We start from the raw sequence: 23,451 nt of genomic DNA, 5'->3' as shown, positions 1-23,451 counted from the left end.
CGGGTGCCACTACCGAGGACCGGCGGCGTAGGGAGGGCGCTCCTCCTCTTCTGTTGTGCTGGGAACCAGACTACAAAGCGTCCGGTACGTCCCGCACGTACAGCAAAGGGAGCGGTCCCCTAATCATGGGGCCCGCTCCCTTCACGGCGTTCTTACTTGGCGCCCGCGGCACCGCGGCGGATGCCGAGGCGCTCGACCAGGATGCGGAAGCGCGCGATGTCCTTCTTGGCCAGGTACTGCAGCAGGCGGCGGCGCTGGCCGACCAGGATCAGCAGGCCACGACGCGAGTGGTGGTCGTGCTTGTGGGCCTTCAGGTGCTCGGTCAGGTCCGAGATGCGGCGGGAGAGCATCGCGACCTGCACCTCGGGGGAGCCGGTGTCGCCCTCCTTGGTGCCGAACTCGGTCATGATCTGCTTCTTCGTAGCGGCGTCGAGCGGCACGCGTACTCCTCGTGATAGGTCTTCGTAGCCACCGAGTGCCCCAGGTCGAATTCTCTGGGGAGCTTCCGTAACTCGGGAGGCGGGTCCGCTGGGCGCAGTTCTTCGGAGGCTTCGCGAGAAGGCTCCGGGAACGCGTACACAAACGGCCGTCACCCACACTACCAGGCTGCCGGAGCGGACCTTCTCAGCTGGTGAGCGAGCGGGCCGAGGTGTAGACGTCGAGGACGGCCAGGCAGAGCGGGACCAGGCTGAGCAGCACGGCGGCCTCGGTGAGGTCGAGCAGTCTTCCCCAGAAGGGTGACAGACCCTTGCTCGGGATGACCAGCGCGATCATGGCGAGCAGGGCGGCGCCGCCGGCGACGGCGGCCGTGAGCCAGATGGTGCGGATGTCCAGGCTGCCGTGGTCGCCATACCGCAGGAGGTCGCGCAGCATGGCGGCCGGCGGGTTCAGGGCCAGGCCGAGGACGAGCAGGGCGATCGCGGCGAGGCCGGCGGCCAGCGTGCACACGACCTGCGAGGTGTAGCGGAAGAGGCGGGCGCGCAGCAGCATGGCGAGTCCGGCGCCCAGGGCGAGGAGCTGGCCCCACAGGTTGTCGGAGAAGCCGAGGACGGCCGCGGATCCGACGACGACCGCGGCGCAGCCGCCGACCAGGCCGAGGAGCATCTCGTGGCCGCGGCGGGCCTGGGCGGCGATCAGCTCGGCGTCCAGGGGGGCGCCCGTCTCGGGAGTGTCGGAGGAGGGGTCGCCGTACGGCTCGCTCTCGTGGCGCTCGGGAGTCTCGTAATCCTCGACGGAGCTCTGCGGGGCCGCGTACCCGATGGGCAGCCGGGCGAAGCGCGCGGAGAGGCCGGGGAGGAAGGCGACCAGCGCGATGGCGGTGGGCGCGCAGACGGAGGCGGTGGCGGTCGCGGAGGCCTCGGTGAGGATCGCGGCGAAGGTGGCGACGGTGCCGGTGGCGGCGAGGAAGGTGGCCGCGACGAAGGGGGCGTCGCCGCTGGGGGTGAGGGCGGCCAGAGCCACCGAGGCGACCAGGACGGCGACGCAGCCCAGCAGGAACTGGAGCCGTCCGGGCCCCTGGCCCGGGTCGGGCCCGATGATCCCGGAGCCCGCGATCAGCAGGAGCGGGAGGGCGCCGAGGCCCAGGGCGACGGCGGAGCCGCGGTCGCGGTAGACCCGGGCGCGGATGCCCGCGGCGGCGGTGAGCAGCAGGCCGACGGTGCCCGCGATGATGCCGGGCAGGCCGTGCATGTCGTGGCGGACGGGGTCGGCGTACCAGAGGACGAAGCCCGTCAGGACGAGCAGCAGGACGGCTCCGGCCAGGCCCGCGCCGCGCAGCATGTCGTCGCTCCAGCGGTGCCGGTCGCGGACGACGGCCGAGGCGACGGCGTCGGAGACGTCGTCGAAGACGGCGGGCGGCAGCGATTCGGCGAAGGGGCGCAGGCTCAGCACCTCGCCGTCGAGCACCTGCTGTCCGGCGAGGGTGCGGGCGCCGTCGAGGACGGTGCCGTCGCGGCGGACCAGGTGGAAGCCGGTGGGGGCGCCGACGGGCTGGGTCTGGCCGGTGAGGCGGAGCAGCTCCGGATAGACGTCGGCGACGGCGATGTCCTCGGGGAGGGCGACGTCGATGCGGCTGTCCGGGGCCACGACGGTGACCCTGCAGAAACCCGTCGCTGCGGCCGTACTCACCTGTGTGACCCCCTGGTTGGCGGACTGGTCGGGCGCGGCTCCGGCGCGTACTGCGCTGCGGATTCGCGGATGCGCATGCTGCGCGCGGCCACCCTACCGGGCATAAGGCGGACTGTCGGCAAGTAGGATCACCTCCGCGCGGAGGACACCCGCTCCGCACCCGGGACTTGGGGGCGCCGGTATCGACGTCCCGTCCGTTTTCGAGGGATTGATGCTCCGGTGAGCCAGATCGTCGTCAAACGCCCGCCACGGTCGCTGCCGCCCGAAGTACCTTCGGACGAACTGCGGCTGGAGCCTCCGCCGGAGCTGCCGCGCGGGCAGCAGGAAGGCATGGCGATGCAGCTCCTGCCGATGCTCGGCATGGGCTCTTCCGTCGTGTTCTTCTTCATGCCGAACGTGCCGTCCTTCATGCGCATCATGGGTGTGCTGATGCTGGTGTCGACGGTGGGCATGGTGATCGCGCAGATCGTGCGGCACCGGCGCGGTACGCAGGGGCAAATGGCCGATACGCGCAGGGACTACCTCAAGTACCTCGCGCAGACCCGACGTCAGGTGCGGCGGACCGCGCGCGCCCAGCGCGACGCGCAGCTGTACCTGCACCCGGCCCCCGAACAGCTGTGGTCGGTGGTGGCCGAGGGCTCGCGGCTGTGGGAGCGGCGGGTCGGCGACGAGGACTTCGGGCAGGCCCGGCTGGGACTGGGCGCGCAGCGCCTCGCGACGCCGCTGGTGGCGCCGGACACGGCGCCGGTGGACGAGCTGGAGCCGCTGACGGCGGGCGCGATGCAGCGCTTCCTGAAGGTGCACGCCTCGCTGGACGGACTGCCGGTCGCGGTGTCGGTGCGGGCGTTCTACCACGTGACGGTGTCCGGTGAGCCGGAGGCGGCGCGGGGCACTGCGCGGGCGCTGGTGGCCCAGCTGGCCACGCTGCACTCCCCCGAGGACCTGATGGTGGCCGTGGTGGCCGCGCCGGGCGCGGTGCCGGTGTGGGACTGGACGAAGTGGCTGCCCCACACACAGGTGCCGGGGCAGGTCGACGGGGCCGGTACGAAGCGGCTGTTCGGCGATGACCTGGGTGAGATCGAGGACCTGCTGGCCGCGCGGCTGGAGGGGCGGCCGCGGTTCAGCCGGGACGTCCAGCCGGTGCTGGACCAGCCGCACATCGTCGTCGTCCTCGACGGCGGGATGGTGCCGCCGGATTCGGTGTTCGCGGCGGCCGAGGGGCTGCAGGGCATCACCATCGTCGAGGTGGTCGCGGGCGAGCTGGACGAGCCGCGCGGCGGGCTCTCGGTCGTGGTGCGGCCGGGCCGGCTGCGGCTGGAGTCGGGTGCGGGCATCGCCTACGAGGGCGTGCCGGACGTCCTGTCGCTGCCCGCGGCCGAGGCGCTGGCGCGCCAGCTGGCGCCGCTGCGCACGGGCGGCGGGGACGACGACGAGCCGCTGCTCGCCAATCTGGACTTCACGGACCTGCTGAACCTGGGCGACGCGGGCTCGATCGACGTGGCGCGGACCTGGCGGCCGCGCTCCGCCGGTGAGCGGCTGCGCGTGCCGATCGGGGTCGGCGAGGACGGCGGTCCGGTCATGCTGGACCTCAAGGAGGCGGCGCAGGAGGGCATGGGGCCGCACGGTCTGTGCGTGGGCGCGACGGGTTCCGGCAAGTCGGAGCTGCTGCGCACGCTGGTGCTGGGCCTGGCGGTCACGCACACCTCGGAGACGCTGAACTTCGTCCTCGCGGACTTCAAGGGCGGCGCGACCTTCACGGGCATGTCGCAGATGCCGCACGTGGCGGCGGTCATCACCAACCTGGCCGACGACCTCACCCTCGTGGACCGCATGGGCGACTCGATCCGCGGTGAGCTGCAGCGCCGTCAGGAGCTGCTGCGGTCGGCGGGCAACTACGCCAACATGCACGACTACGAGAAGGCGCGGGCGGCGGGCGCACCGCTGGAGCCGCTGGCCGCGCTGGTGCTCGTCATCGACGAGTTCAGCGAACTGCTGACGGCGAAGCCCGACTTCATCGACATGTTCATCCAGATCGGCCGGATCGGCCGTTCGCTGGGCGTGCACCTGCTGCTGGCCTCGCAGCGCCTGGAGGAGGGCAAGCTGCGCGGCCTGGACACCTACCTGTCGTACCGGATCGGTCTGCGGACCTTCTCGGCGGCGGAGTCCCGGACGGCGATCGGCGTACCGGACGCCTACCACCTGCCGTCGGTGCCCGGTTCGGGCTACCTGAAGTTCGGCACCGACGAGATGACCCGCTTCAAGGCGGCGTACGTCTCGGGCACCTACCGGTCGGGCGGGCCCGACCTGTCGGTGGGCCGCTTCCCGCTGGAGCGGCGGCCCGCGCTCTTCACCGCGGCCCCGGTGCCGGTGGTCTACGCGGCCCCCGACCCCGCGTACCTGGCGGCGCAGGCGGCGCGCGAGGACGACGCGCTCGCGGACACGGTGCTCGACGTGATCGTGGGGCGGCTGGAGGGCCAGGGCGTGCCCGCGCACCAGGTGTGGCTGCCGCCGCTCGACCAGGCGCCGCCGCTGGACCAGCTGCTGCCCGCGCTGGCGCCCTCGGCGGAGCGCGGACTGCACGCGGAGGGGTACACGCGGCTCGGCGGGCTCGTCGTACCGCTCGGCCTCATCGACAAGCCCTTCGAGCAGCGGCGCGAGGTGCTGTACCGGGACTTCTCCGGCGCCGCCGGTCACCTGCTGATCGTCGGTGGCCCGCAGTCGGGCAAGTCGACGCTGATGCGGACGCTGGTGTCCTCGTTCGCGCTCACGCACACCCCGCGCGAGGTGCAGATCTACGGTCTGGACTTCGGCGGCGGCGGTCTCTCCGCGGTGCAGGACCTGCCGCACGTCGGCGGGATCGCCTCCCGCCTGGACCCGGAGCGGGTGCGGCGCACGGTCGCGGAGGTCGCGGGCGTGCTGAACCGGCGCGAGGAGTTCTTCCGCGCCCACTCGATCGACTCGATCGGCACCTACCGGCGGCGGCGCGCCTCGGGCGACCTGGCGGACGAGGCGTTCGGTGACGTCTTCCTGCTGATCGACGGCTGGGGCCAGTTCAAGAACGACTACGAGCACCTGGAGCCGGTGGTCGCGGACATCGCGGCGCGCGGGCTGGGCTACGGCATCCACGTGGTGCTGGCCGCCTCCCGGTACATGGAGGTGCGCGCGGCGCTCAAGGACCAGATCCTGGGGCGCCTGGAGCTGCGCCTGGGTGACGTCATGGACTCGGAGTTCGACCGCAAGGTCGCGGCGAACGTGCCGCAGGGCGCGCCGGGCCGCGGTCAGGTGCCGGAGAAGCTGCACTTCATGTCGGCGCTGCCGCGGGTGGACGGGCAGGCGGGCCCGGACGGGCTCTCCGACTCGACCGCCGCGTTCGTGGAGTCCGTACGCACGGGCTGGTCGGGGCCGGGGGCTCCGGCGGTGCGGCTGCTGCCGCGCAAGCTGCCCGCGGACCGGCTGCCGAAGGGCTTCGAGTACCCGCAGCACGGCATCGCGATCGGCATCGACGAGACCAACCTCGAACCGGTCTTCATCGACTTCGAGACCGACCCGTTCTTCCTCATCTTCGGTGAGAGCGAGTCGGGCAAGACGGCGCTGCTGCGGCTGATCGCGAAGCAGATCAGCGAGCGGTACTCGCCGGAGCAGGCGCGGATCGTGGTCGGCGACTACCGGCGCACGCTGCTGGAAGCGGTGCCGTCCTCGCACCTGCTGGAGTACGCGCCGATGGCGTCGGCCATGCAGATGCACATGGAGGCGATCGCGACGGTCATGGGCAAGCGCGCCCCGGGCCCGGACATCACCCCGCAGCAGCTGCGCGACCGGAGCTGGTGGACCGGCCCGGAACTGTTCGTGATCATCGACGACTACGAGCTGGTGTCGACGAGCGCCTCCAACCCGCTGTCGCAGCTGGTGGAGAACCTGCCGTTCGCGCGGGACGTGGGCATCCGCTTCATCGTGGCCCGCAGTTCGGCGGGCGCGTCGCGCGGTGCGTACGAGCCGTTCATGCAGCGGGTCAAGGAGCTGGGCGCGCAGGGCCTGATCCTGTCCGGCGACCGCAACGAGGGGGACATCCTGGGCAACGTCCGCGCCCGCCCGATGCCCCCGGGCCGCGGCACCTTCGTCTCCCGCAAGCGCGGCACCCCGCTGATCCAGGCGGGCTGGCTGGCGGACCGTTAGCACGTCGCTGTGCGGGTGGTCCAGTACCGCTGACGGGCGGGGCGGGGCGCACGTACGATGCGGTGAGTGGCCGCGCAGTGACCACCCGCACCGCCGAAAGGAATTCGCGCCGATGGCTGACGCACACGAGAAGGACGCGCTGTACGCCCTGGACATTTCGGGTGTGGAGTGGATCAGCGCTCCGGGGACCGAGGAGCACGAGGAGCGGGTCGAGATCGCGCACCTGCCCGACGGGGCGGTGGCGATGCGGTCCTCACTCGATCCGGAGACCGTCCTGCGCTACACCGAGGCGGAGTGGACGGCCTTCGTACTCGGGGCGCGCGACGGGGAGTTCGACCTCCGCTAGCGCGGTGGCCGGAGCACTGGCCGGAACATGCGAGAGGGGCCCGCGCACCCAGTGCGCGGGCCCCTCTCGTACGTGCCGTCCGGGGTGGGACCGGCGTGGTGCCGGTCAGACCATCCGGAAGCGCGTCGCGTTGCCCTTGTCGGTGTCCTGGTAGCCGACGAGCGAATTGTCGAGCAGGTTCGCGATGTTGCCCAGCTTCGCGTTCATCTGGTCCATGTTGGTGGTGACGTCGCGCTGGATTTCGATGTAGGCGCTCTTGGCCTCACCCTCCCAGGTCTCGGCGACGGTCTTCACCTTGGTCATCAGGGTTTCGAGGCCCTGGCTGAGCTGCGAGCCGGTCATGCGCACGTCGGACGCGGCGGTCGCGACGGTGTCGTAATTGACTGCGAGTGACATCGCTGTCTTCCCTCCCGTTGTGGTTCGTTGCTGCCGTGCGGGCGTGCGTCAGACGCCGAGGATGGAGCTGGTGTTGCCGTGGACCTTGCGGATCTCGGCGATGCGCTCCTGCTCCTGGGCGTTGAAGCCCTTGACGCTCATGCGCATGGCGTCTTCCAGCTCGATCAGGCGCTGCTTGATCTTGTTCATGTTGTCGTTGACACCGCGCTGGAGTACGTCGTACTCCTTGCTGGCGGCACCCTGCCAGCCGGCCTGGATGCGGTCGACGACATCGTTCAGCCGGTTGATGCGGCCCGAGAGATCAGAGTGGTAGCTGTTGATCTCATCTGCGAGCTTGACCTTCTTTTCGTCATCAACTTGAAGGTTCATCGCCATGTCGGTTCTCTCCCGTCATCACACTTGTGAAGTCCACTGACACTGTAGCCACTTCATACGACAGGCCCAACAAGTATGCCCGGCCAGGAGCTTGGTTCCCGGAGTGCAAACCTGTATTGGGGCCTACGCGCGGGTGCTTGGTCCGGCTTGGCGCCTTCTGCGACGTGTCTCCCGGGCCACCGCCGCCGTTCCCGCGATGACGGCGATGAGGACGGACCCGATGCCCAGAGCGTACGTCCCGAAGCGCGCCTGGCGCTCCTGCGCGGTCTCTTTCAGGACCAGCGGAGCGGCTTCGGGCGCGGCCGCGGGCGGCGGGCCCGGGTCGGCGGCCGGCGGACCGGACGGCGGGGAGGCGCTGTCCGTGGCGACCGCGCGGACCGGGTCGACCACTCCCCAGCCGACGTAGTCGTCACGGCCGTTGACGGCGCGCTCGGCGGACTGCTCGATCTGCCAGATGACCTGCGGGGCGGTCCACTTGGGGTTCTGGGCGCGCAGCAGGGCCGCGAGACCGGCGACGTACGGCGCGGAGAAGCTGGTGCCGTTGTCCACGCACTGGCCGAAGCCGGGGACGGTGGAGACCATGTCCACGCCGGGCGCCGCGACGCCGACGAAGGGGCCGGGCTGGGAGAAGGCGGCCCGCTCGTTGTTGCGGTCCACGGAGGCGACGGCGAGGACGCCGGGGAAGGCCGCCGGGTAGGTCTTGCGCTTCTGCCCGTCCATGCCGTCGTTGCCCGCGGAGGCGACCACGACGATGTCGGCGGCCACGGCCTCCCTGACGGCCTTGGCGAGGTCGGAGTCCTCGCCCATCGGCAGGGTGGTGTCCTGCGAGATGTTGATGACCTGGGCCTTCTGCGTGATCGCGTGCCGGATCGCGGCGGCCAGGGTGTCGGCCTTGCCGGTTTCCTTGTCGTCGTTCTGCCGGATCGGGATGATCGTGGCCTCGGGGGCCAGGCCGACGAATCCGGTGCCCTCCTGGGGGCGGGCCGCGATCAGGCCGGCCACCTTGGTGCCGTGGCCGACGGTGTCGTTCGTGCCGTCGCCGCCCTTGGGGTCGATGTAGTCCTTCCCCGCGCCGATGTCGACGGCCGAGGCGAGCTGCGGGTTGACCCGGTCGACGCCGGTGTCGATGACGGCGACCCGGACGCCCTTCCCCTTCGTCTTCACCCACAGGGCGTCCAGCAGCAGGCGCTGGAGCGCCCAGGGGCGGTCGGCGATCTGCTTCTTCATGGGGAAGGTGCATTCGCCCGCGCCCGCGAGCCGGACGGCGGGGACGGGGGCGGGAACGGGGGTCACCGGTGCCGCCGCTGCCGCGGTGGCGGTCGCGGTGGCGGTCAGGGTGGCCGCGGCCGTCAGGGCGAGGGCCGTGGCGCACAGCGCGGCGCGGCGGTGGGTCGGCGTCCGGGTCGGCATCGGCATCGGCATCGGCATCCTCACGAACCCTGGGGCTGGCGGGCGGCGTTGGTGTCCAGGCGGGGTCCCTTCGACAGGAACTCCGACCACGCGATCGGCACCAGGCTCGGTACGACGTTCCCGTAGCCGAGGCGGATCTGTGCCTGGCTGGCCTCGGGCCGGCCGTCGGAGCCCTTCGCCTTCGGATCGGCCGCGCCGATCTTCGAGTGCTCGGCGTCGCTGTCCCCGTTGGCCTGGACGGCGTACCGCAGGCCGGTGTCGGTCACCAGGAAGAGGGTGCCGCCCGCGGTGCCCTGGTTGCCCTGGGTCTGGGTGTAGAGGAGGCCCGAGCCGGGGGTGACGTACGCGCTGGTGCCGCTCGCGGTGATGTCGATGGGGTAGCCGGTGCCCGCCCAGGTGCTCATCGTCTGGTTGCCCTGGCCGTCGACCGAGCGCAGGACGTTGCAGACGGTGTCCCGGTCGGGGCTCTGGCCGGAGCCCGCGGCGGGGGCCGGGGTGCCGGGGGCGGGGGTCCGGTTGATCTGGGCGGACTTCCTCGCGGGCCAGCGGGCGTCGCCCTTGAAGGGGACGGAGTCCGGGCTGAGGGACTGCAGGTCGACCTCGCGCGGCTTGCCGGTCATGTTGAGCTTGTCGGTCGCGGGCGCGTTGATGAGCAGCCAGGCGACGAACTCGGTGACCGGGGAGACCTTCCCGCCGGGCAGGACCACGTAGTGCTGCGGTCCGGAGCCGGTGACCGCGCGCAGCACCATGCCGACCCGGTTGTCTGCGGTGCTCAGCCCCGAGACGCCCGCGTCCGCGCCGACCGTGCCGGGCAGCTGCGGGAAGCCGAGGTCCTCGCCCGGCTTCAGGGTGGCCAGCCACTGGTCGGTGACCTGCTGCGGGGCGCCGCTGCCGACCAGGGCGTTGGTGAGCTTCTGGGCGTCGGAGGCGTCCTGGCTGCCCGCCGCGCCCTCGGGGAACTTGTACTTCGTGCCCGTGGCGTCGACCAGGAAGCGTTCCTTGTTCGGGCCGGAGCTCTGGACGTACAGCACCTGGCCGTCGGCGACCCGGCGGTCGTCGTCCAGCCGGGCGGCCTCGCGGTCGGCGAGGACGAAGGTGGCGGTCTGCACGCCGTGCCCGTTGCCGCCGGGCTGCTGGCAGACGGCCCAGCGCTTGGCCTTGCCCGCGTCGGCGGCGGCGGGCAGCCGGTCGGGGGCGTAGGGGATGCCGATGATCGGGCCGCGCGGGGGCTTGCCGCCGTCGAGGAGCTTGTCGTCGACCTGGATGACCTGGAACTTGTCCGGGTCCAGGAGCAGTCGCGCGGACGCCAGGTTGAGGACGGGGTGCAGCCGGGTCTGGGTCTTGCCGCCGTCCTTCGTGGTGAGCACCACATAGCGGGTCGTCGAGGTCTTGCCGACGATGACCTTCGCGCCGGGCGCGTCCCAGCCCTTGGGGGCCTGGGACTTGAACATCCCCCAGGCGCCGAAGGCGGCCAGGATCAGCGCTCCGGCCACCAGCCCCGGCAGGGCAGCGCGCAGGGGGCGCGGCGCGCCCTCCTCGGTGCCGGTGGCGGACGGCTGGAGGAACGCGGCCACGGTGCGCCGCTTCGCAAAGGTGTACGCGTTCAGCTCATCGCGTCGTGATGCCATGACCGCCTGCTTCTCCCCGCACGGCCCGGTCGGTGCGTCCGGTCCCCGGGCCTCGATTGTCGGACCGGGCACCTACTATGCCTGTTGGCGGCGGGTGCGCAGGGGGCGGGTAGGGTGAGGACGCCGCTCCGTGCCTTCCGTACCGGGGTATTCAGGGCTTGTTGGGGTGGTTAGGGGAGATTCCGGGGCTGCGCGGGCAAGTGCCGCGCCGTCGGAACTCACGGGGTCTGGCCCCGGGAAGGGGAGGTCCGCGAGTGAGGACGACCGCGAGGGAGCGGCGCGCTGCCGGGGCCGCACCGGCCCATGGCGCAGCGCCCGCCCAGGAGAACACGGGGAGTTCCGGTAGCGCGTCAGGTGTGACACCACACCCGCGGTCGAGTCCGGGGCGGTTCGGCCCGTTCCGATTGCAACAGCTGGTGCTGGTCCAGGTCGCGGCCGCCGTCCTGCTCGTCGGCTGGGTGGTGGACCCGCTGATGCTGGTGCCCGCCGGCGTACTGGCGGCCGTACTCCTCCTGCTGGCGGTCGTCCGCAGGCACCAGCGCTCGCTGCCCGAGTGGATCGGCACCGCGCTCGCGCTGCGCGCGCGCCGCCGCCGGGCCGCCTCCTCCCCCGTGCCCACGGGCACCGAGCCGGGCCTGGCCCCGCTCGTCGAGGCCGATCCGGCCCTGCGGACGCGCACGTTCAGCGACCGCGACCGCCGCCCGGTCGGCATGATCGGCGACGGGACCTTCCTGACGGCGGTCGTCCAGGTGGACATGGACGCGACCGCGCTGCGCCCGGACCGCTCCGCGCGGCCGCTGCCGCTCGGCATCGTCCGGGACATCCTCGAAGTGGACGGCATCCGGCTGGAGTCGGCGCAGCTGGTGCAGCACACCCAGCCCGCGCCCGCGCCGCACCTGCCCGCCCAGTCGATGGCCACCCGCAACTACGCGCCCCTGCAGGCCCTCACCGGCACCCCGGCCGTGCGCCTCACCTGGATCGCCCTCAAGCTCGACCCCGAACTGTGCCCGGAGGCGGTCGCCGCGCGCGGTGGCGGTCTGGCGGGCGCGCAGCGCTGTGTGGTGCGGGCCGCGGACCAACTGGCGAGCCGCCTCGCCGGGGCCGGTTTCCGGGCCACGGTCCTGACCGAGCAGGAACTGACGGCCGCGCTGGCGACCTCCTCGTGCGCGAACCCGATGGCGATCACCCAGGCGGGCCGCGCCGCCGGACGTGCGGGCACGCCCGGGCGGCGCACGGAGGAAACCCCGCGGAGCTGGCGCTGCGACGACCGGCGGCACACGACGTACTGGATCTCGCGCTGGCCGCAGCTGGGCGGCGGCGCGGCGCCGCTGCCGCAGTTCGTGGCGCTGCTGACCTCGCTGCCCGCGCTGGCCACCAACTTCAGCCTGACGCTGGCCCCGGCCGAGCGGCACGGCGTCACCCTGACCGGACACGTCCGCATCACCGGACGCAGCGACGAGGAACTGGTCGCCGCGCGCCGGGCGTTGGAGACGACGGCACGCGGGGTGAAGACCGGCCTGGTCCGGCTGGACCGCGAACAGCTGCCGGGCGTACTGGCTTCGCTGCCGCTGGGAGGCGCACGATGAGGGTGGGATATGGGTTGGTCGGCCCGCGCCGGGAGCGGCACGCGATGCCCGCCGCGGACCTGGACGGGCTGGCCCTGCCGATCGGGGACGACGGAGTGGTCATCGGCGTCGACGCCGAGAACCGGCCCGCGGTGCTCGGCGTCAACCGCCCCACGCCGTACGAGGTCACGCTCATCGGCGGCCTGTGGACGGCCCAGGTGCTCGCGCTGCGCGCGGCGGCCACCGGGGCCCGGGTCGCGGTGGAGACCGGCCGCGCGCAGGTCTGGTCGGGGCTGGCGCAGGCCGCGGGCGGCGGACAGCAGTGCGTGACCCTGCACGAGGTGGGCCGGGTGCCCCCGCAGGGCGCGTCGGCCGGCAGCCCGGTGCTGGTGATCCGCGACTGCGGGATGCGCCCGCCGCGCGGCCGGGTGGTCGCCGGGCCGTGGCAGTCCGTGCTGACCCTGCTGCCGTACCTGAGCCCGACGGCGCCGCGGCTGCTGCAGCAGTCCTCGCTGGTGGGGGTGCAGCGGGTGTCCCCCGACGAGGCGGAACAGATCGGACGGCTGATGAACCTGCCGCGGGGGGCGGTGGATTCGCTCCCGACGCTGGGTGACGGCGTGACCCTGTGGTGCACGCCGCGGGACCGGCAGTTCGTGATGACGCAGGGAACGGACGCGGAGACGGGCCTGCTGGGAGCGGCCCGGCGGATCGACTGACGGTCGGGGGTTCCCGTGGGGGTGGTGGGGACCGTGGGCCGGGGTTCCCCCGGGCGGGTGGACGCTACGCGCTTGCGGGGGGTGCCGTGCGGGCAGGCGTCTTGTGGGGTGTTGGGGCGATCCGGCCGTACGGCTGCCGTGCCGGTGGCGGTTCGGGGACGGGTCGGGGGCGGGTCGGGTCCGGGGGGTGTCGCCGGGCGCGATTAGGCTGACCGTGGGCGCGGTGCCGATGGGGGCGCCGGACCAGTGCTCGACCAGACCAGGAGGACCAGTGAACGGCGATCGGAACGAGAGCCGCGGCGGGACGTGGGACGTCCCGACGGACGATCAGTCCGACGCGGAGCCCGAGCTGACGGGCGAGTTCACCATCGACTACACCCCGCCGGCCTGGTACACACAGGACGCCCCGGCGGGCCCGACCCCGCCGGACCTCCCGGCGGGCAGCGGCTTCGAACCGCACCGGCCGGGTGACATCACCTCCCCGTCGACGATGCGGATCGCCCCGGTCCCGGCGCAGCCCGCCGCGCCCCGCCCCGCCGAAACGGACGGAGCCTCGCCCTTCCCGGCGGCCCACATCCCGGCCCCGAGCCACGGCTCCGGCCCGAGTGCGGGTTCCCCTGCGGGGGGCTCCGGTGCGCCGTACGCCGGTGCCGGTGCCGCCCCGGCGGGGGGTGCGGGTTCCCCTGCGGGGGGCTCGGGTGCGGGTGCCTCGGCGGGGGGCTCCGGTTCGCCGTACGCCGGTGCCGGTGCCGCCTCGGCGGGGGGTGCGGGTGCGCCGTACGCCGCCGGGTCCGCCCCGGCAGGGGGTGCAGGTGTGCCGTACGCCGCCGGGTCCGCCCCGGCAGGGGGCGCGGGTACGCCGTACCCCGGCTCCGCCGGAACCGCACCGGGCGGGGGTGCGGGTACGCCCGTCCCGGGCACGCCCGAAGCCGCCCCGAGCGGCGACGCCCGTACGCCCTACCCGGGCACGGGTACAGCGTTGCCCACCGCGCCCGACGCGGCGCCTGGCACGGGCGACTCCGCCCCGGCGGAGGGTGCGGGCACACCGTTCCCCGCTGCCGCCGCCGGGTCCGCACCGGGCGGGGGTGCCGGTACGCCGTACCCGGGCACGGACAACTCCGCCCCGGCGGGGGGTACGGGTACGCCGTACCCCGCTGCCGCCACCGGAGCCGCACCGGGCGAGGGTGCCGGTACGCCGTACCCGGGCACGGACAACTCCGCCCCGGCAGGGGGTGCCGGTACGCCGTACCCCGGCGCGCCGGAAACCGCCCCGAGCGGGGACGCACGTACGCCCTTCCCCGCCGCGCCCGACGCGGCGCCCGGCGCGGGCGACTCCGCCCCGGCGGAGGGCGCGGACACGCCGTACCCCGCTGCCGCCGGTTCCGGCCCGGGCGAGGGCACGGGTACGCCGTACCCGGGCGCGTCCGACGCGGCCCCCAGCGGGGGCACGGGTATGCCGGACGCCGGTTCCGCGGGCTCCGCCCGGAGCGAGGGTGGCGGTACGCCGTACCCCGGCGCGGACAACTCCGCCCCGGCGGGGAGCGCGGGTACGCCGTACCCCGGCGCGGGTACGGCGTTGCCCGCCGCGCCTGACGCAGCATCTGGCACGGGTGGCCATATCCGGGCGGAGGGCGCGGGTACGCCGTACCCCGCTGCCGCCGCCGGGTCCGCACCGGGCGAGGGGGCCGGTACGCCGTACCCCGCCGCGCCCGACGCGGGCGGCTCCGCACCGGGCGGGGGTGCCCGTACGCCGTACCCCGAGGGCGGTGTCGGCGGGGGCAGCCCGGCCGGTGAGGGGCCTGGGTCGACTCCCGCGGAGGGGGTGGCCACGCTGGATCCGTACCGGGGCGCCGAGCCGCAGGATGCCGTTCCGGGGGCGGCCTGGTCCGCGTCCGTTCCCGCGGCGCCCGCCGAACTGCCGCCGCTGCCGCCCGCGTTCCCCTCGTTCGGGGGCAGCGAACCGGCTCAGGCTCAGGCTCCGCAGGAGGGGTACGGGTATCCCCCGGCCCCCGCACCGGCACCGGCACCCGCGCCCACCGCCCCGCCCGGCTACGGCTACCCGGCCGCGCCCACTCCGCCCACCCCGCCCCAGCCCGGCGCCCCCTGGGGCCAGCCGCAGCAGACCCCGCAGGCACCGCCGCAGGCGGCACCCCAGGGCGACCCCCGGCTCGGCCAGTGGCCGCAGCCCGGCGCGGCCGGCGGCCCCGGCGGACCCGGCGCGGCCGGCCCGCAGGACCCCCGCTACCCCTCGGCCCCCCAGGGCACCGGCGGCGGCGCCCCGCTCGGCTACACCGCCGCCGTGGAGCTGTCCTCGGACCGCCTCCTGCGCAACAAGCAGAAGCCGAAGAGCAACCGCGCGGGCGGCTCCGGCGGCGCCTCGTCCCTCTTCCGGTTCGGCGGCAAGGCGGCCGAGGCGGAGCGTCAGCGCAAGCTGGAGCTGATCCGTACCCCGGTGATGTCCTGCTACCGCATCGCCGTCATCAGCCTCAAGGGCGGCGTCGGCAAGACCACGACCACCACCGCCCTCGGCGCGACCCTCGCCACCGAGCGCCAGGACAAGATCCTTGCGATCGACGCGAACCCGGACGCCGGCACCCTCGGGCGCCGTGTGCGCCGCGAGACCGGGGCGACGATCCGCGACCTCGTCCAGGCGATCCCGTACCTCAACTCGTACATGGACATCCGGCGGTACACCTCCCAGGCCCCCTCCGGCCTGGAGATCATCGCCAACGACGTGGACCCGGCCGTGTCCACGACCTTCAACGACGAGGACTACCGGCGCGCGATCGAGACGCTGGGCCGCCAGTACCCGATCATCCTCACGGACTCGGGCACCGGGCTCCTGTACTCCGCGATGCGCGGGGTCCTGGACCTGGCCGATCAGCTGATCATCATCTCGACGCCGTCCGTGGACGGCGCGAGCAGCGCCAGCACCACCCTCGACTGGCTCTCCGCCCACGGGTACGCCGACCTCGTCTCGCGCTCGATCACCGTCATCTCGGGGGTTCGCGAGACCGGCAAGATGATCAAGGTCGAGGACATCGTCCAGCACTTCGAGACCCGCTGCCGCGGGGTGGTCGTGGTGCCGTTCGACGAGCACCTGTCGGCCGGCGCCGAGGTGGACCTCGACATGATGCGGCCGAAGACGCGCGAGGCGTACTTCAACCTCTCCGCCCTCGTCGCCGAGGACTTCGTCCGCGCGCAGCAGTCGCAGTCGCCGCCGCACTGGCAGAACGCGCCCCAGGCCGGCGCCCCGGCACCCCAGGCGGCACCCGCGCCGCAGGCGCCCCAGGCACCGCAGCAGCCGTACCCGTACCCGCCGCACTCGCCGTACGGCCAGCCGCAACAGCAGCCGCAACAGCAGCCGTACGCACCCCAGCAGCCCCAGCAACCGCAACAGCCGCAGGCGCCGCAGCCGTACGGCCACCCGTACCCGCCGCAGCAGCCCCAGCCCGGCCAGGGCTGGCCCCAGCAGCCTCCGGCCGCCCCGCCGCAGGACCCCCGCCAGTAGGGGTCCGGCGGCCACGCGCGAACGGGTGAGGGCCCGTACCGTCCCTGCGGTCCAGGACGGTACGGGCCCTCACCCGTTCACAAGGAAATCAGCCCCGCGCTCAGTGGCCGGCGTCGTAGACGTCCGTCAGCACCCGCGCCCGCTTCACGTCGTCCGCGATCGCTTCCAGCAGCCCGTCCAGCGACTCGAACTTCGCCATCCCCCGCACGTAGGCGAGGAAGTCGACGGTCACGTGCAGCCCGTACAGGTCGAGCCCCACCCGGTCGATCGCATACGCCTCGACCGTCCGCTCGGTCGCGTCGAACTGCAGGTTCGTGCCCACCGAGATCGCCGCGGGCATCCGCTCGCCGTCGGCGGTCAGCCAGCCCGCGTACACGCCGTCCGCCGGGATCGCCGTGTGCGGGAGGGTCTCGACGTTCGCCGTCGGGTAGCCCAGCTCGCGGCCGCGCTGCGCACCGCGCACCACGACGCCCTCGACCCGGTGCGGCCGTCCGAGGATCTCGGCCGCGCCCTCCATGTCGCCCTCGGCGACCAGCCGGCGCACGAGCGTGGAGGAGAAGGCGTCGCCGCCGCCCGCGTTGCCGCGCACGACGAGGTCGATGACCTCGACCTCGTAGTCGTAGGTGGCGCCCAGCTCCGTGAGGAAGGCGACGTTCCCGGCGGCCCGGTGGCCGAAGCGGAAGTTCGGGCCTTCGATGACGGCGCGCGCGTGGAGCTTGTCGACCAGGACCTTCACGATGAAGTCGGCCGGGGACAGCTGCGAGAACTCCGCCGTGAACGGCAGGACCAGCAGCGCGTCGACGCCGAGCGCGGCCATCAGTTCGCCGCGCCGGTGGTGCGGGGCCAGCAGCGGCGGGTGGCTGCCGGGGCGCACGACCTCGCTGGGGTGCGGGTCGAAGGTGACGACGACGGAGGGAACGCCCAGCTCGCGGGCCCGCTCCACCGTCCGTCCGATGATCAGCTGGTGTCCCCGGTGCACACCGTCGTACGAGCCGATGGTGACGACGCTGCGTCCCCAGTCCTGGGGGATGTCCTCCAAGCCACGCCAGCGCTGCACTGTGACCGCTCCTCGCCCGAACCCGTGTTGTACCTGTAGAGATTGCAGGTCTAAGACTGCCATGCCGGTGCTCCGGGGTCCGCATCGGCATCTGCCTCAGGTCAGGGGCACGTCAAGATCACCTCGCGCCCGCGCTCACGGTCACCTCGCGCCCGGGCGCTGCGTCTCGATCATCCGGCGGGCGCTCGGCCCGAGCAGCGCGGCCGCCTCCGCGGGCCGCTCCGCGAGCCAGTGGGCCACCAGCGCCCCGAAGGCGGGAACGGCGCGTGCCAGCTCGACCGCGCGCCGGTCGAGGACATCCGCGCCGCCCGGCGCGCGCAGCAGCCCGCGCCCGGTGCGCCGCAGCAGCTCCCGGCTCCGCTCGGCGGGCCGCCCGGCCGCCCCGAGCGCCACGGCGCCGAGCAGCACGTCCAGTACGGACACGTCCGTCTCGGTGTCGAGGAGTACGTCGGCCAGCTCGTCCCGCAGCGCGTCCGCGCCGTCCCGGCCCGGCGCCGCCAGCACCTCGGCGAGCGCGGCCCGTACGGCGGTGGGCCCGCGCAGCAGGTGCAGCACCAGCGGGCGCAGCACCGGCCGGGCCGCCGGGCCCTGCTCCAGGCGGCGGTGCACGAAGACGGCCGCGTGCGGGGCGTCTTCGGGGTGCCGGGCGAGGTGGGCCCGTACCAGTTCGGCGGCCCGGCGGGCCAGCGCGGGCGTGGTCAGCACGGCCAGCGCCCGCAGCACCTCGCCGTCGGCGCGCTCGCCGAGCGCGTCGAAGACGGCGTCCTGCTCGGGGAGCAGGGGCAGCGCGGCGACCAGTTCGGCGGCGGGCAGCCGGGCGGCGCGCTCGCGGAAGCAGACGAGCGCGTCCGGCAGATGGCGGGCGCGTTCCTGCGGGTCGCGCAGCAGGATCGCGAGGGCGCTCCCGTGCAGGGAGGCGTCGGCGGGGCGCGCGAGGAGCGCCTGGGCGGCGAAGCGGAGCAGCTCCCGGTCGGCGGGGGTACGGACGTGCGGGGCGGCGGCGAGCCCGTAGGCGGCGGCCGCGACCCGGCGCTCCGGGCGCTCGTCGTGGGCCCACCGGTCCACGGCGCGGCTGACGGCGGAGGGTTCCTCCTCGGCGAGTACGGCGAGCAACTCGTCGGCGCGGGGGTGCGCGGCGGTGACGAGCGCCTCGGTCAGGTCGTCCACGGCACGGCCCCGGTGCGTGTGCAGCAGGGCCTGAGCGGCGGTGGCAACGGTGGCCCCGGGGCGCCCGCGCAGCCGGCGCTCGTCACCGAACCAGGCGCAGAGCAGCGGCTGCACGCGCCGCGGATCCCGAGCGAGACGCCGCGCGGCGGCATCGAGAAACCGGTCCCCACCGGGGGCCGCCGGGTCCTGCGGCGGGCCGAGCGGGAACCCGCGACCCTCCGGGTCCGACGCCGGGCCGGGCGGGAAGCCGCGACCCTCCGGGTCCGACGCCGGGCCGGGCCCCGGGCCGGCCGGGGAGCCCGGCGGCGGGCTGGGCGTCGGGCCAGCTGCATGGCTCGGCTGAGAGCCGCAACGACAACCCGGCACCGGGCCCGCCAAGGAGCCCGGCCCGGAGCCGCACCCGCAACCCGACGGCGGACCGGCCGGAAAGCCCGGCAGCGGGCCGGACGCCGGGCCGACCGGGGACCCGAGCGGGGAGTCCGGCAGCGGGCCGGACGGCGGGCTGGCCGGCGGGCTGGCCGAATGGCCCGGCTGAGAGCCGCAGCGGCAACCCGGCACCGGGCCCGCCGGGAAGTCCGGCGGGGAGTCGCATCCGCACGGGGAACCCGACAGCGGACTGGCCGGGAAGCCCGGCGGGGGGTCGGAGGGGAGGAGGCGGCGTAGGAGGTCCAGGCGGTCGGGTTCGGGGAGCCGCAGGCGGTTCCAGAACCAGCCGCCGAATTCTCCGGGCCCGGCCCGGGAGACGTGTTCCGCGAGCGCGTGCAGGACGGGGAGCTGGGGCAGGGCGTCGCGGCGGCGCAGCAGGGCGCCGCGCAGCAGTCGGCCCGCCCACCAGGCCCGGTCCGCTTCGCCGTCGCCGTCCCCGCCCTCCGCCAGGAGGTTCAGCACCTCGACCAGGCGGGTGAGCACCCCGGTCAGGGCGGGGTCGGGCAGCAGGAGGAGCGCTTCCAGCACCGGTCCGATGCGGTGCCGGGGGACGGGGAGGGCGCAGGCGGCGGCCGGGTGGTGGACCAGGGTGTCAAGGGCGGTCGGTACGTCGAGGTGGGCGGCCTGGAGCCAGTCGGACAGCTCTTCGTGGGCGGGGCGGTAGCCGCCGGGTCCGGCGGGCACGAGCAGCCCTTCGGCGAGCACGGCGGAGGCCCAGCCGGTGCGCCAGGGGAACAGCTCCTCGAAGGAGGCCCGGTCCAGCTGGCCCTGCCCGGGCCCCAGGCACCGGCGCGCCGCCTCGTGCACCCGGCCCGCGACCCGGGCCGCCAGCCGCCGGACCCCCGGCCCGTGCACCCCCGGCCCGTGCACCGCGGCCCCCGGCCCGGCCGGGCCGCACACGGGCTCCGGGGCGGCGTCGCCCGCGCCGCGGTCCGGGTCCGGGTCGGGGTCGGGGGCCGGGGAGGCCGAGACGCGGACCGCCACGCGCAGGCACATCAGGTCCAGGTGGGCCGCGAAGATCTCGTCGCGGGACGGGCACCCGGCGGTGACGCCCGCCGCGCGGACGTCCGCCAGGAGGCGCAGGGCCAGCGGGTGGCGGGCGGCGGAGGGGTGCACGGCGTCGTCGGGGATGCCGTAGCGGGCCCGGGCCAGGGCGGCTTCCGGCGCGGTCAGGTCGCCGAGCGGCAGTGCGGGCGGGAGGCGGCGGGCCGGGCGCCCGGGGGTGTGCAGCACCTCGGGCGGGTACAGCGCTCCGGCCCGCTCCCAGTGCTCCGGCCGCCCCGCGACGATCAGCCGCGCCCGGCTCCCGCGCAGCCAGGCCACCGTGCCGGCGGTCCAGTCCGCGAGCCGGTGGACCAGGTGCGGCGGCATCTCCTCCGGGGCGTCCAGCAGGACCAGCAGCGGCCGCCGGGCGCGGACGGCCAGCGCCGCCACCCGTTCCCCGAGTTCCGGATCGGCCGCCGGGATCCGGGGCGCGGCCACGATCCGGGCCGCTTCCGCCAGCGCCCGCCCCACCGCGTCGCCGACGGACCCGTCGGAGGCGAGCAGGTCCGCGCCGCGCAGCCACACCGTCGGGGCCGGTCGCGCGCCGCGGGCCCGGCGGGCGGCGAGGGCGGCGAGTTCGGTGGTGCGGCCCGCGCCGGGTTCGCCGACCAGCCCCAGCACGGGCCGCCCGGCCAGCAGGAAGGCGTCGAACTCCCGGACGACGTCGGCCCGTTCCACCGGTTCCACGGCGGGGGCGGGGGCCGTGGGGCCCAGCGTCGTGCCGGTCAGCTGGAGGGCTCCGGCGAGGTTGAGGTCGGTTCCGTAGCCGGGGACGGCCTGGGCGTTGCGCTCCAGCAGTTCGGCGAGGGGGCCCAGCGGGTCGGCCGTGGCCGCGGCGCGCAGCGGGACCGCGAAGGTACCGGAGCGCTGATCCGCATGCAGAGCGGTGCTCACCACAGCGAGCACCGCTCCGGTCTCCGCGTCCAGTACGGGACCCCCGCAGACCTCCCCGCCCTGCCGGAGCGCGTCCCGGCCGTCGGTGCCGATGGCCAGTTCGATGGCCGCCGCGACGGACCACGGCCCGCCGTCCCCCGCCCCGTACGTGACCTCCGCGCCCCCGAGCACCCGCGCCTGCCGCCACCCCCGCGCCGCCAGCCGGACGTACACCCCCGGCTCGACCCGCTCCCGCGCGGCCACCGGCAGCGGCCGCACCCCGAGCCCGTCGGTGCGTACGAGCGCCAGCGAGGTCCCCGGCAGCAGGGTCACCTCACCCGCTCCGGCCAGTCGGCCGCGCTCCCCCGCCCCGCGCAGCAGGACCCGGTCGAGGCCGTCCACCACCTCGTGGGCGGTGAGCACCGTCCCGCGGTCGTCGGCGACGAAGCCGCTGCCCCGCGGGCGCCCGGCCGGGTCGAAGATCCCGACCAGTTCCACCCCGTCGTACGGATCACCCGTACCACTGTCGTACGGATCACCCGTACCGCTCGTACCGCCCGTACCGCCCGTACCACTCGTACCATCCGTGAACGCCATCGCCGCACCCGCTCCCCGCCATGCCCGTGCTCACGACGGTAGGTCGGCGAAGATCAGCACGAAAAGGACGCGATGCAAAAGCGCCCCCCTTCGCTCCCTCCGTTCACTCCGAGCGCCTGCTCGGACGGGTGAATAAGGGGGCCCGGGTGGATAGAGACCTACCCGAGGGGGGTCGTGGAGCGGTGAGCGGCAGTTCCTGAGCGCTCACCGCTCCACGTCAAGCACCGCCGACGAACGCCGTGCGGCTTCGCGTCAGACGAAGACCGCCAGGGACTTCGCCTTGCCGCCCTTGTTCTCGACCAGTCCGAGCAGCGTGCCCTGCGGCCCGAAGACCGCCACGGTCCGGCCCACCGGGTACTCCTCCGGCATCTCCAGCCGCACCCCGTTGCCGAGCAGCGAGGCGCGCCGGGCGTCGAGGTCCCAGCGCGGGAAAGCCGCTGCCGCCGCCTCGGCGATCGGCATGACGGTGAGTTCCTCCTGGTGCTGGTCCAGGGTGCGCGCCTTGTCGATCTTGTACGGGCCCACCCGGGTGCGCCGCAGCGCGGTGAGGTGGCCGCCGACGCCGAGGTCGGCGCCGAGGTCGCGCGCGAGGGCGCGGATGTACGTACCGCTGGAGCAGACGACGGAGACGACGAGGTCGACGACCTTGGTGCCGTCCTCAGCCTCGGCCTCGCGCATGTCGTAGACCTGGAACGAGGAGATCGTGACCGGCCGCGCCGGGATCTCGAAGTCCTCGCCGTCACGGGCGCGCTTGTAGGACCGTACGCCGTTGATCTTGATGGCGCTGACCTTGGACGGGACCTGCATGATCTCGCCGGAGAGCTTGCGGATGCCCTCGTCCACGGCCTCGCGGGTGACCCCGGAGGCGTCGGTGGAGGAGGTGAGGTCGCCCTCGGCGTCGTCCGTCAGGGTGTTCTGGCCGAGGCGGATCGTACCGAGGTACTCCTTCTCGGTCAGTGCGAGGTGGCCGAGGAGCTTGGTGGCCTTCTCGACGCCCAGGACGAGGACGCCCGTGGCCATCGGGTCGAGCGTGCCTGCGTGGCCGACGCGGCGGGTCCTGGCGATCCCGCGCATCTTGGCGACCACGTCGTGCGAAGTGAAGCCGGACGGCTTGTCGACAATGACAAGGCCGTCCGGCGGGGGGGTGCGGTCGGTGCTCATTCCGCGGCTGCGTCCTCGTCCTCGCCCGGCTTCTTGTACGGGTCGGCCTCGCCCGCGAACGTGGCGCCCGAGGACGCCTCGCGCACCTGGGCGTCGGAGGCGCGGACCTTGTCGAGGAGGTCCTCGATGGTCTTGGCGTTCTCCGGGAGGGCGTCCGCCACGAAGGTCAGCGTGGGGGTGAACTTGGTGCCGGCCGCCTGGCCGACCGCCGAGCGCAGGACGCCCTTGGCGCTCTCCAGCCCGGCTGCCGCACTGGCCCGGTCCTCGTCGTCGCCGTACACCGTGTAGAAGACCGTGGCCTCCCGCAGGTCACCGGTGACCCGGGTGTCGGTGATCGTCACGTGCGTACCGAGACGCGGGTCCTTGACTCCACGCTGGAGCTTCTGGGCGACCACCTCCCGGATGAGGTCTGCCAGCTTCTTCGCGCGCGCGTTGTCGGCCACTGGTCCGTCTCCTTCTTTTCTTGCAGTCAGTCGTCATCACCGTGGATCCGCCGTCGTACCGACAGCAGCTCCACTTCCGGACGTGCCGCGACCAGCCGCTCACAGCGGTCCAGTACGTCCGACAAATAGCTCGTGTCCCCGGTCACCAGAGCGACCCCTATCTCGGCCCTGCGGTGCAGGTCCTGATCGCCCACCTCGGCCGCGCTCACAGAGAACTTGCGCTGGAGCTCGGCGACGATGGGCCGGACGACGGAGCGTTTCTCCTTCAGCGAATGAACATCGCCGAGGAGCAGATCGAAGGACAGAGTCCCCACGTACATGCGGTTCCGGATGTCCCGCCGGTTCGGGTTAGGTGACCTGCCGTGCCATCGCCCGGCAGGGACACCAGAACCGTACACGCAACGGCCGGGGCCGATCGACGGATATTCCGCCGACC

At 74.1% G+C, this 23,451-nt stretch carries 16 protein-coding genes; 5 read left to right on the top strand and 11 right to left on the bottom strand.

Translation table 11 applies throughout. The features are described 5' to 3' along the window. Positions 1-152: 152 nt before the first annotated feature. Both rpsO and eccD read right to left on the bottom strand, forming a co-directional pair. Positions 153-440: a 30S ribosomal protein S15 gene (gene rpsO, locus OHS33_RS26725; RefSeq protein ID WP_330332947.1), complete on the bottom strand. Its 288-nt coding sequence runs from the start codon at positions 438-440 to the stop codon at positions 153-155. A gap of 184 nt (positions 441-624) precedes the next feature. Continuing rightward, positions 625-2,127 carry a type VII secretion integral membrane protein EccD gene (gene eccD / locus OHS33_RS26720; RefSeq protein ID WP_330332946.1) on the bottom strand — a complete coding sequence of 501 codons (1,503 nt, stop codon included), beginning with the start codon at positions 2,125-2,127 and terminating at the stop codon, positions 625-627. Positions 2,128-2,346: 219 nt separating this feature from the next. On the opposite strand from eccD, the gene eccCa reads away from it, so the two are divergent. Further along, the gene (gene eccCa, locus OHS33_RS26715) at positions 2,347-6,300 is read left to right on the top strand and encodes a type VII secretion protein EccCa (protein ID WP_330332945.1); all 3,954 of its coding nucleotides are present in this window, start codon (positions 2,347-2,349) and stop codon (positions 6,298-6,300) included. Positions 6,301-6,412: 112 nt separating this feature from the next. Beyond that, positions 6,413-6,646 (top strand): DUF397 domain-containing protein, encoded by a 234-nt coding sequence (locus OHS33_RS26710; protein WP_330332944.1) that lies wholly within the window; start codon positions 6,413-6,415, stop codon positions 6,644-6,646. Between the two features lie 105 nt (positions 6,647-6,751). Here the strand turns inward: OHS33_RS26710 and OHS33_RS26705 are convergent, their stop codons facing one another. From OHS33_RS26705 to eccB, 4 genes are all read right to left on the bottom strand, one after another. Continuing rightward, positions 6,752-7,042, bottom strand: coding sequence for a WXG100 family type VII secretion target (locus OHS33_RS26705; RefSeq protein WP_330332943.1), 291 nt, complete (start codon positions 7,040-7,042; stop codon positions 6,752-6,754). Between the two features lie 48 nt (positions 7,043-7,090). Next, positions 7,091-7,417, bottom strand: coding sequence for a WXG100 family type VII secretion target (locus OHS33_RS26700; RefSeq protein ID WP_330332942.1), 327 nt, complete (start codon positions 7,415-7,417; stop codon positions 7,091-7,093). A gap of 123 nt (positions 7,418-7,540) precedes the next feature. Continuing rightward, positions 7,541-8,827, bottom strand: a complete 1,287-nt coding sequence (gene mycP / locus OHS33_RS26695; RefSeq protein ID WP_330335216.1) for a type VII secretion-associated serine protease mycosin — start codon at positions 8,825-8,827, stop codon at positions 7,541-7,543. 20 nt (positions 8,828-8,847) lie between these two features. Continuing rightward, positions 8,848-10,455 (bottom strand): type VII secretion protein EccB, encoded by a 1,608-nt coding sequence (gene eccB, locus OHS33_RS26690; protein WP_330332941.1) that lies wholly within the window; start codon positions 10,453-10,455, stop codon positions 8,848-8,850. Between the two features lie 254 nt (positions 10,456-10,709). Here eccB and eccE point away from each other — a divergent pair, with 254 nt between their 5' ends. From eccE to OHS33_RS26675, 3 genes are all read left to right on the top strand, one after another. After that, positions 10,710-12,041: a type VII secretion protein EccE gene (gene eccE / locus OHS33_RS26685; RefSeq protein WP_443065357.1), complete on the top strand. Its 1,332-nt coding sequence runs from the start codon at positions 10,710-10,712 to the stop codon at positions 12,039-12,041. Then, entirely contained in the window at positions 12,038-12,736 is a 699-nt protein-coding gene (locus OHS33_RS26680) for a hypothetical protein (RefSeq protein WP_330332939.1), read from the top strand. The genes eccE and OHS33_RS26680 overlap by 4 nt, the downstream gene beginning before the upstream one ends. Positions 12,737-13,007: 271 nt before the next feature. Continuing rightward, complete coding sequence (locus OHS33_RS26675; RefSeq protein ID WP_330332938.1) at positions 13,008-16,247, top strand: SCO5717 family growth-regulating ATPase; 3,240 nt, start codon at positions 13,008-13,010, stop codon at positions 16,245-16,247. Between the two features lie 100 nt (positions 16,248-16,347). On the opposite strand, the gene OHS33_RS26670 is transcribed toward OHS33_RS26675, so the two are convergent. From OHS33_RS26670 to OHS33_RS26650, 5 genes are all read right to left on the bottom strand, one after another. After that, the gene (locus tag OHS33_RS26670; protein WP_330332937.1) at positions 16,348-17,304 is read right to left on the bottom strand and encodes a bifunctional riboflavin kinase/FAD synthetase; all 957 of its coding nucleotides are present in this window, start codon (positions 17,302-17,304) and stop codon (positions 16,348-16,350) included. 141 nt (positions 17,305-17,445) lie between these two features. Beyond that, entirely contained in the window at positions 17,446-21,411 is a 3,966-nt protein-coding gene (locus OHS33_RS26665) for a serine protease (RefSeq protein WP_330332936.1), read from the bottom strand. Positions 21,412-21,663: 252 nt separating this feature from the next. After that, positions 21,664-22,572, bottom strand: a complete 909-nt coding sequence (gene truB / locus OHS33_RS26660) for a tRNA pseudouridine(55) synthase TruB (RefSeq protein WP_330332935.1) — start codon at positions 22,570-22,572, stop codon at positions 21,664-21,666. After that, positions 22,569-23,015, bottom strand: coding sequence for a 30S ribosome-binding factor RbfA (gene rbfA, locus OHS33_RS26655; protein ID WP_330332934.1), 447 nt, complete (start codon positions 23,013-23,015; stop codon positions 22,569-22,571). Before rbfA ends, truB begins: the two co-directional genes overlap by 4 nt. Before the next feature lie 26 nt (positions 23,016-23,041). After that, positions 23,042-23,335 carry a DUF503 domain-containing protein gene (locus tag OHS33_RS26650; protein WP_330332933.1) on the bottom strand — a complete coding sequence of 98 codons (294 nt, stop codon included), beginning with the start codon at positions 23,333-23,335 and terminating at the stop codon, positions 23,042-23,044. Between the last annotated feature and the right edge of the window lie 116 nt (positions 23,336-23,451).

The sequence above is a fragment of the Streptomyces sp. NBC_00536 genome (assembly GCF_036346295.1).
Lineage (GTDB): Bacteria > Actinomycetota > Actinomycetes > Streptomycetales > Streptomycetaceae > Streptomyces.
Note: the sequence above shows the minus strand (reverse complement) of the source record. Positions and strands in the feature narration are given on the sequence as shown.

Coding starts and splice junctions, on each gene's coding strand:
- OHS33_RS26710 (WP_330332944.1), top strand. CDS start 6,413: ATGGCTGACGCACACGAGAAGGACGCGCTGTACGCCCTGGACATTTCG.
- OHS33_RS26705 (WP_330332943.1), bottom strand. CDS start 7,042: ATGTCACTCGCAGTCAATTACGACACCGTCGCGACCGCCGCGTCCGAC.
- OHS33_RS26700 (WP_330332942.1), bottom strand. CDS start 7,417: ATGGCGATGAACCTTCAAGTTGATGACGAAAAGAAGGTCAAGCTCGCA.
- mycP (WP_330335216.1), bottom strand. CDS start 8,827: ATGCCGACCCGGACGCCGACCCACCGCCGCGCCGCGCTGTGCGCCACG.
- eccB (WP_330332941.1), bottom strand. CDS start 10,455: ATGGCATCACGACGCGATGAGCTGAACGCGTACACCTTTGCGAAGCGG.
- OHS33_RS26680 (WP_330332939.1), top strand. CDS start 12,038: ATGAGGGTGGGATATGGGTTGGTCGGCCCGCGCCGGGAGCGGCACGCG.
- OHS33_RS26665 (WP_330332936.1), bottom strand. CDS start 21,411: ATGGCGTTCACGGATGGTACGAGTGGTACGGGCGGTACGGGCGGTACG.
- truB (WP_330332935.1), bottom strand. CDS start 22,572: ATGAGCACCGACCGCACCCCCCCGCCGGACGGCCTTGTCATTGTCGAC.
- OHS33_RS26650 (WP_330332933.1), bottom strand. CDS start 23,335: ATGTACGTGGGGACTCTGTCCTTCGATCTGCTCCTCGGCGATGTTCAT.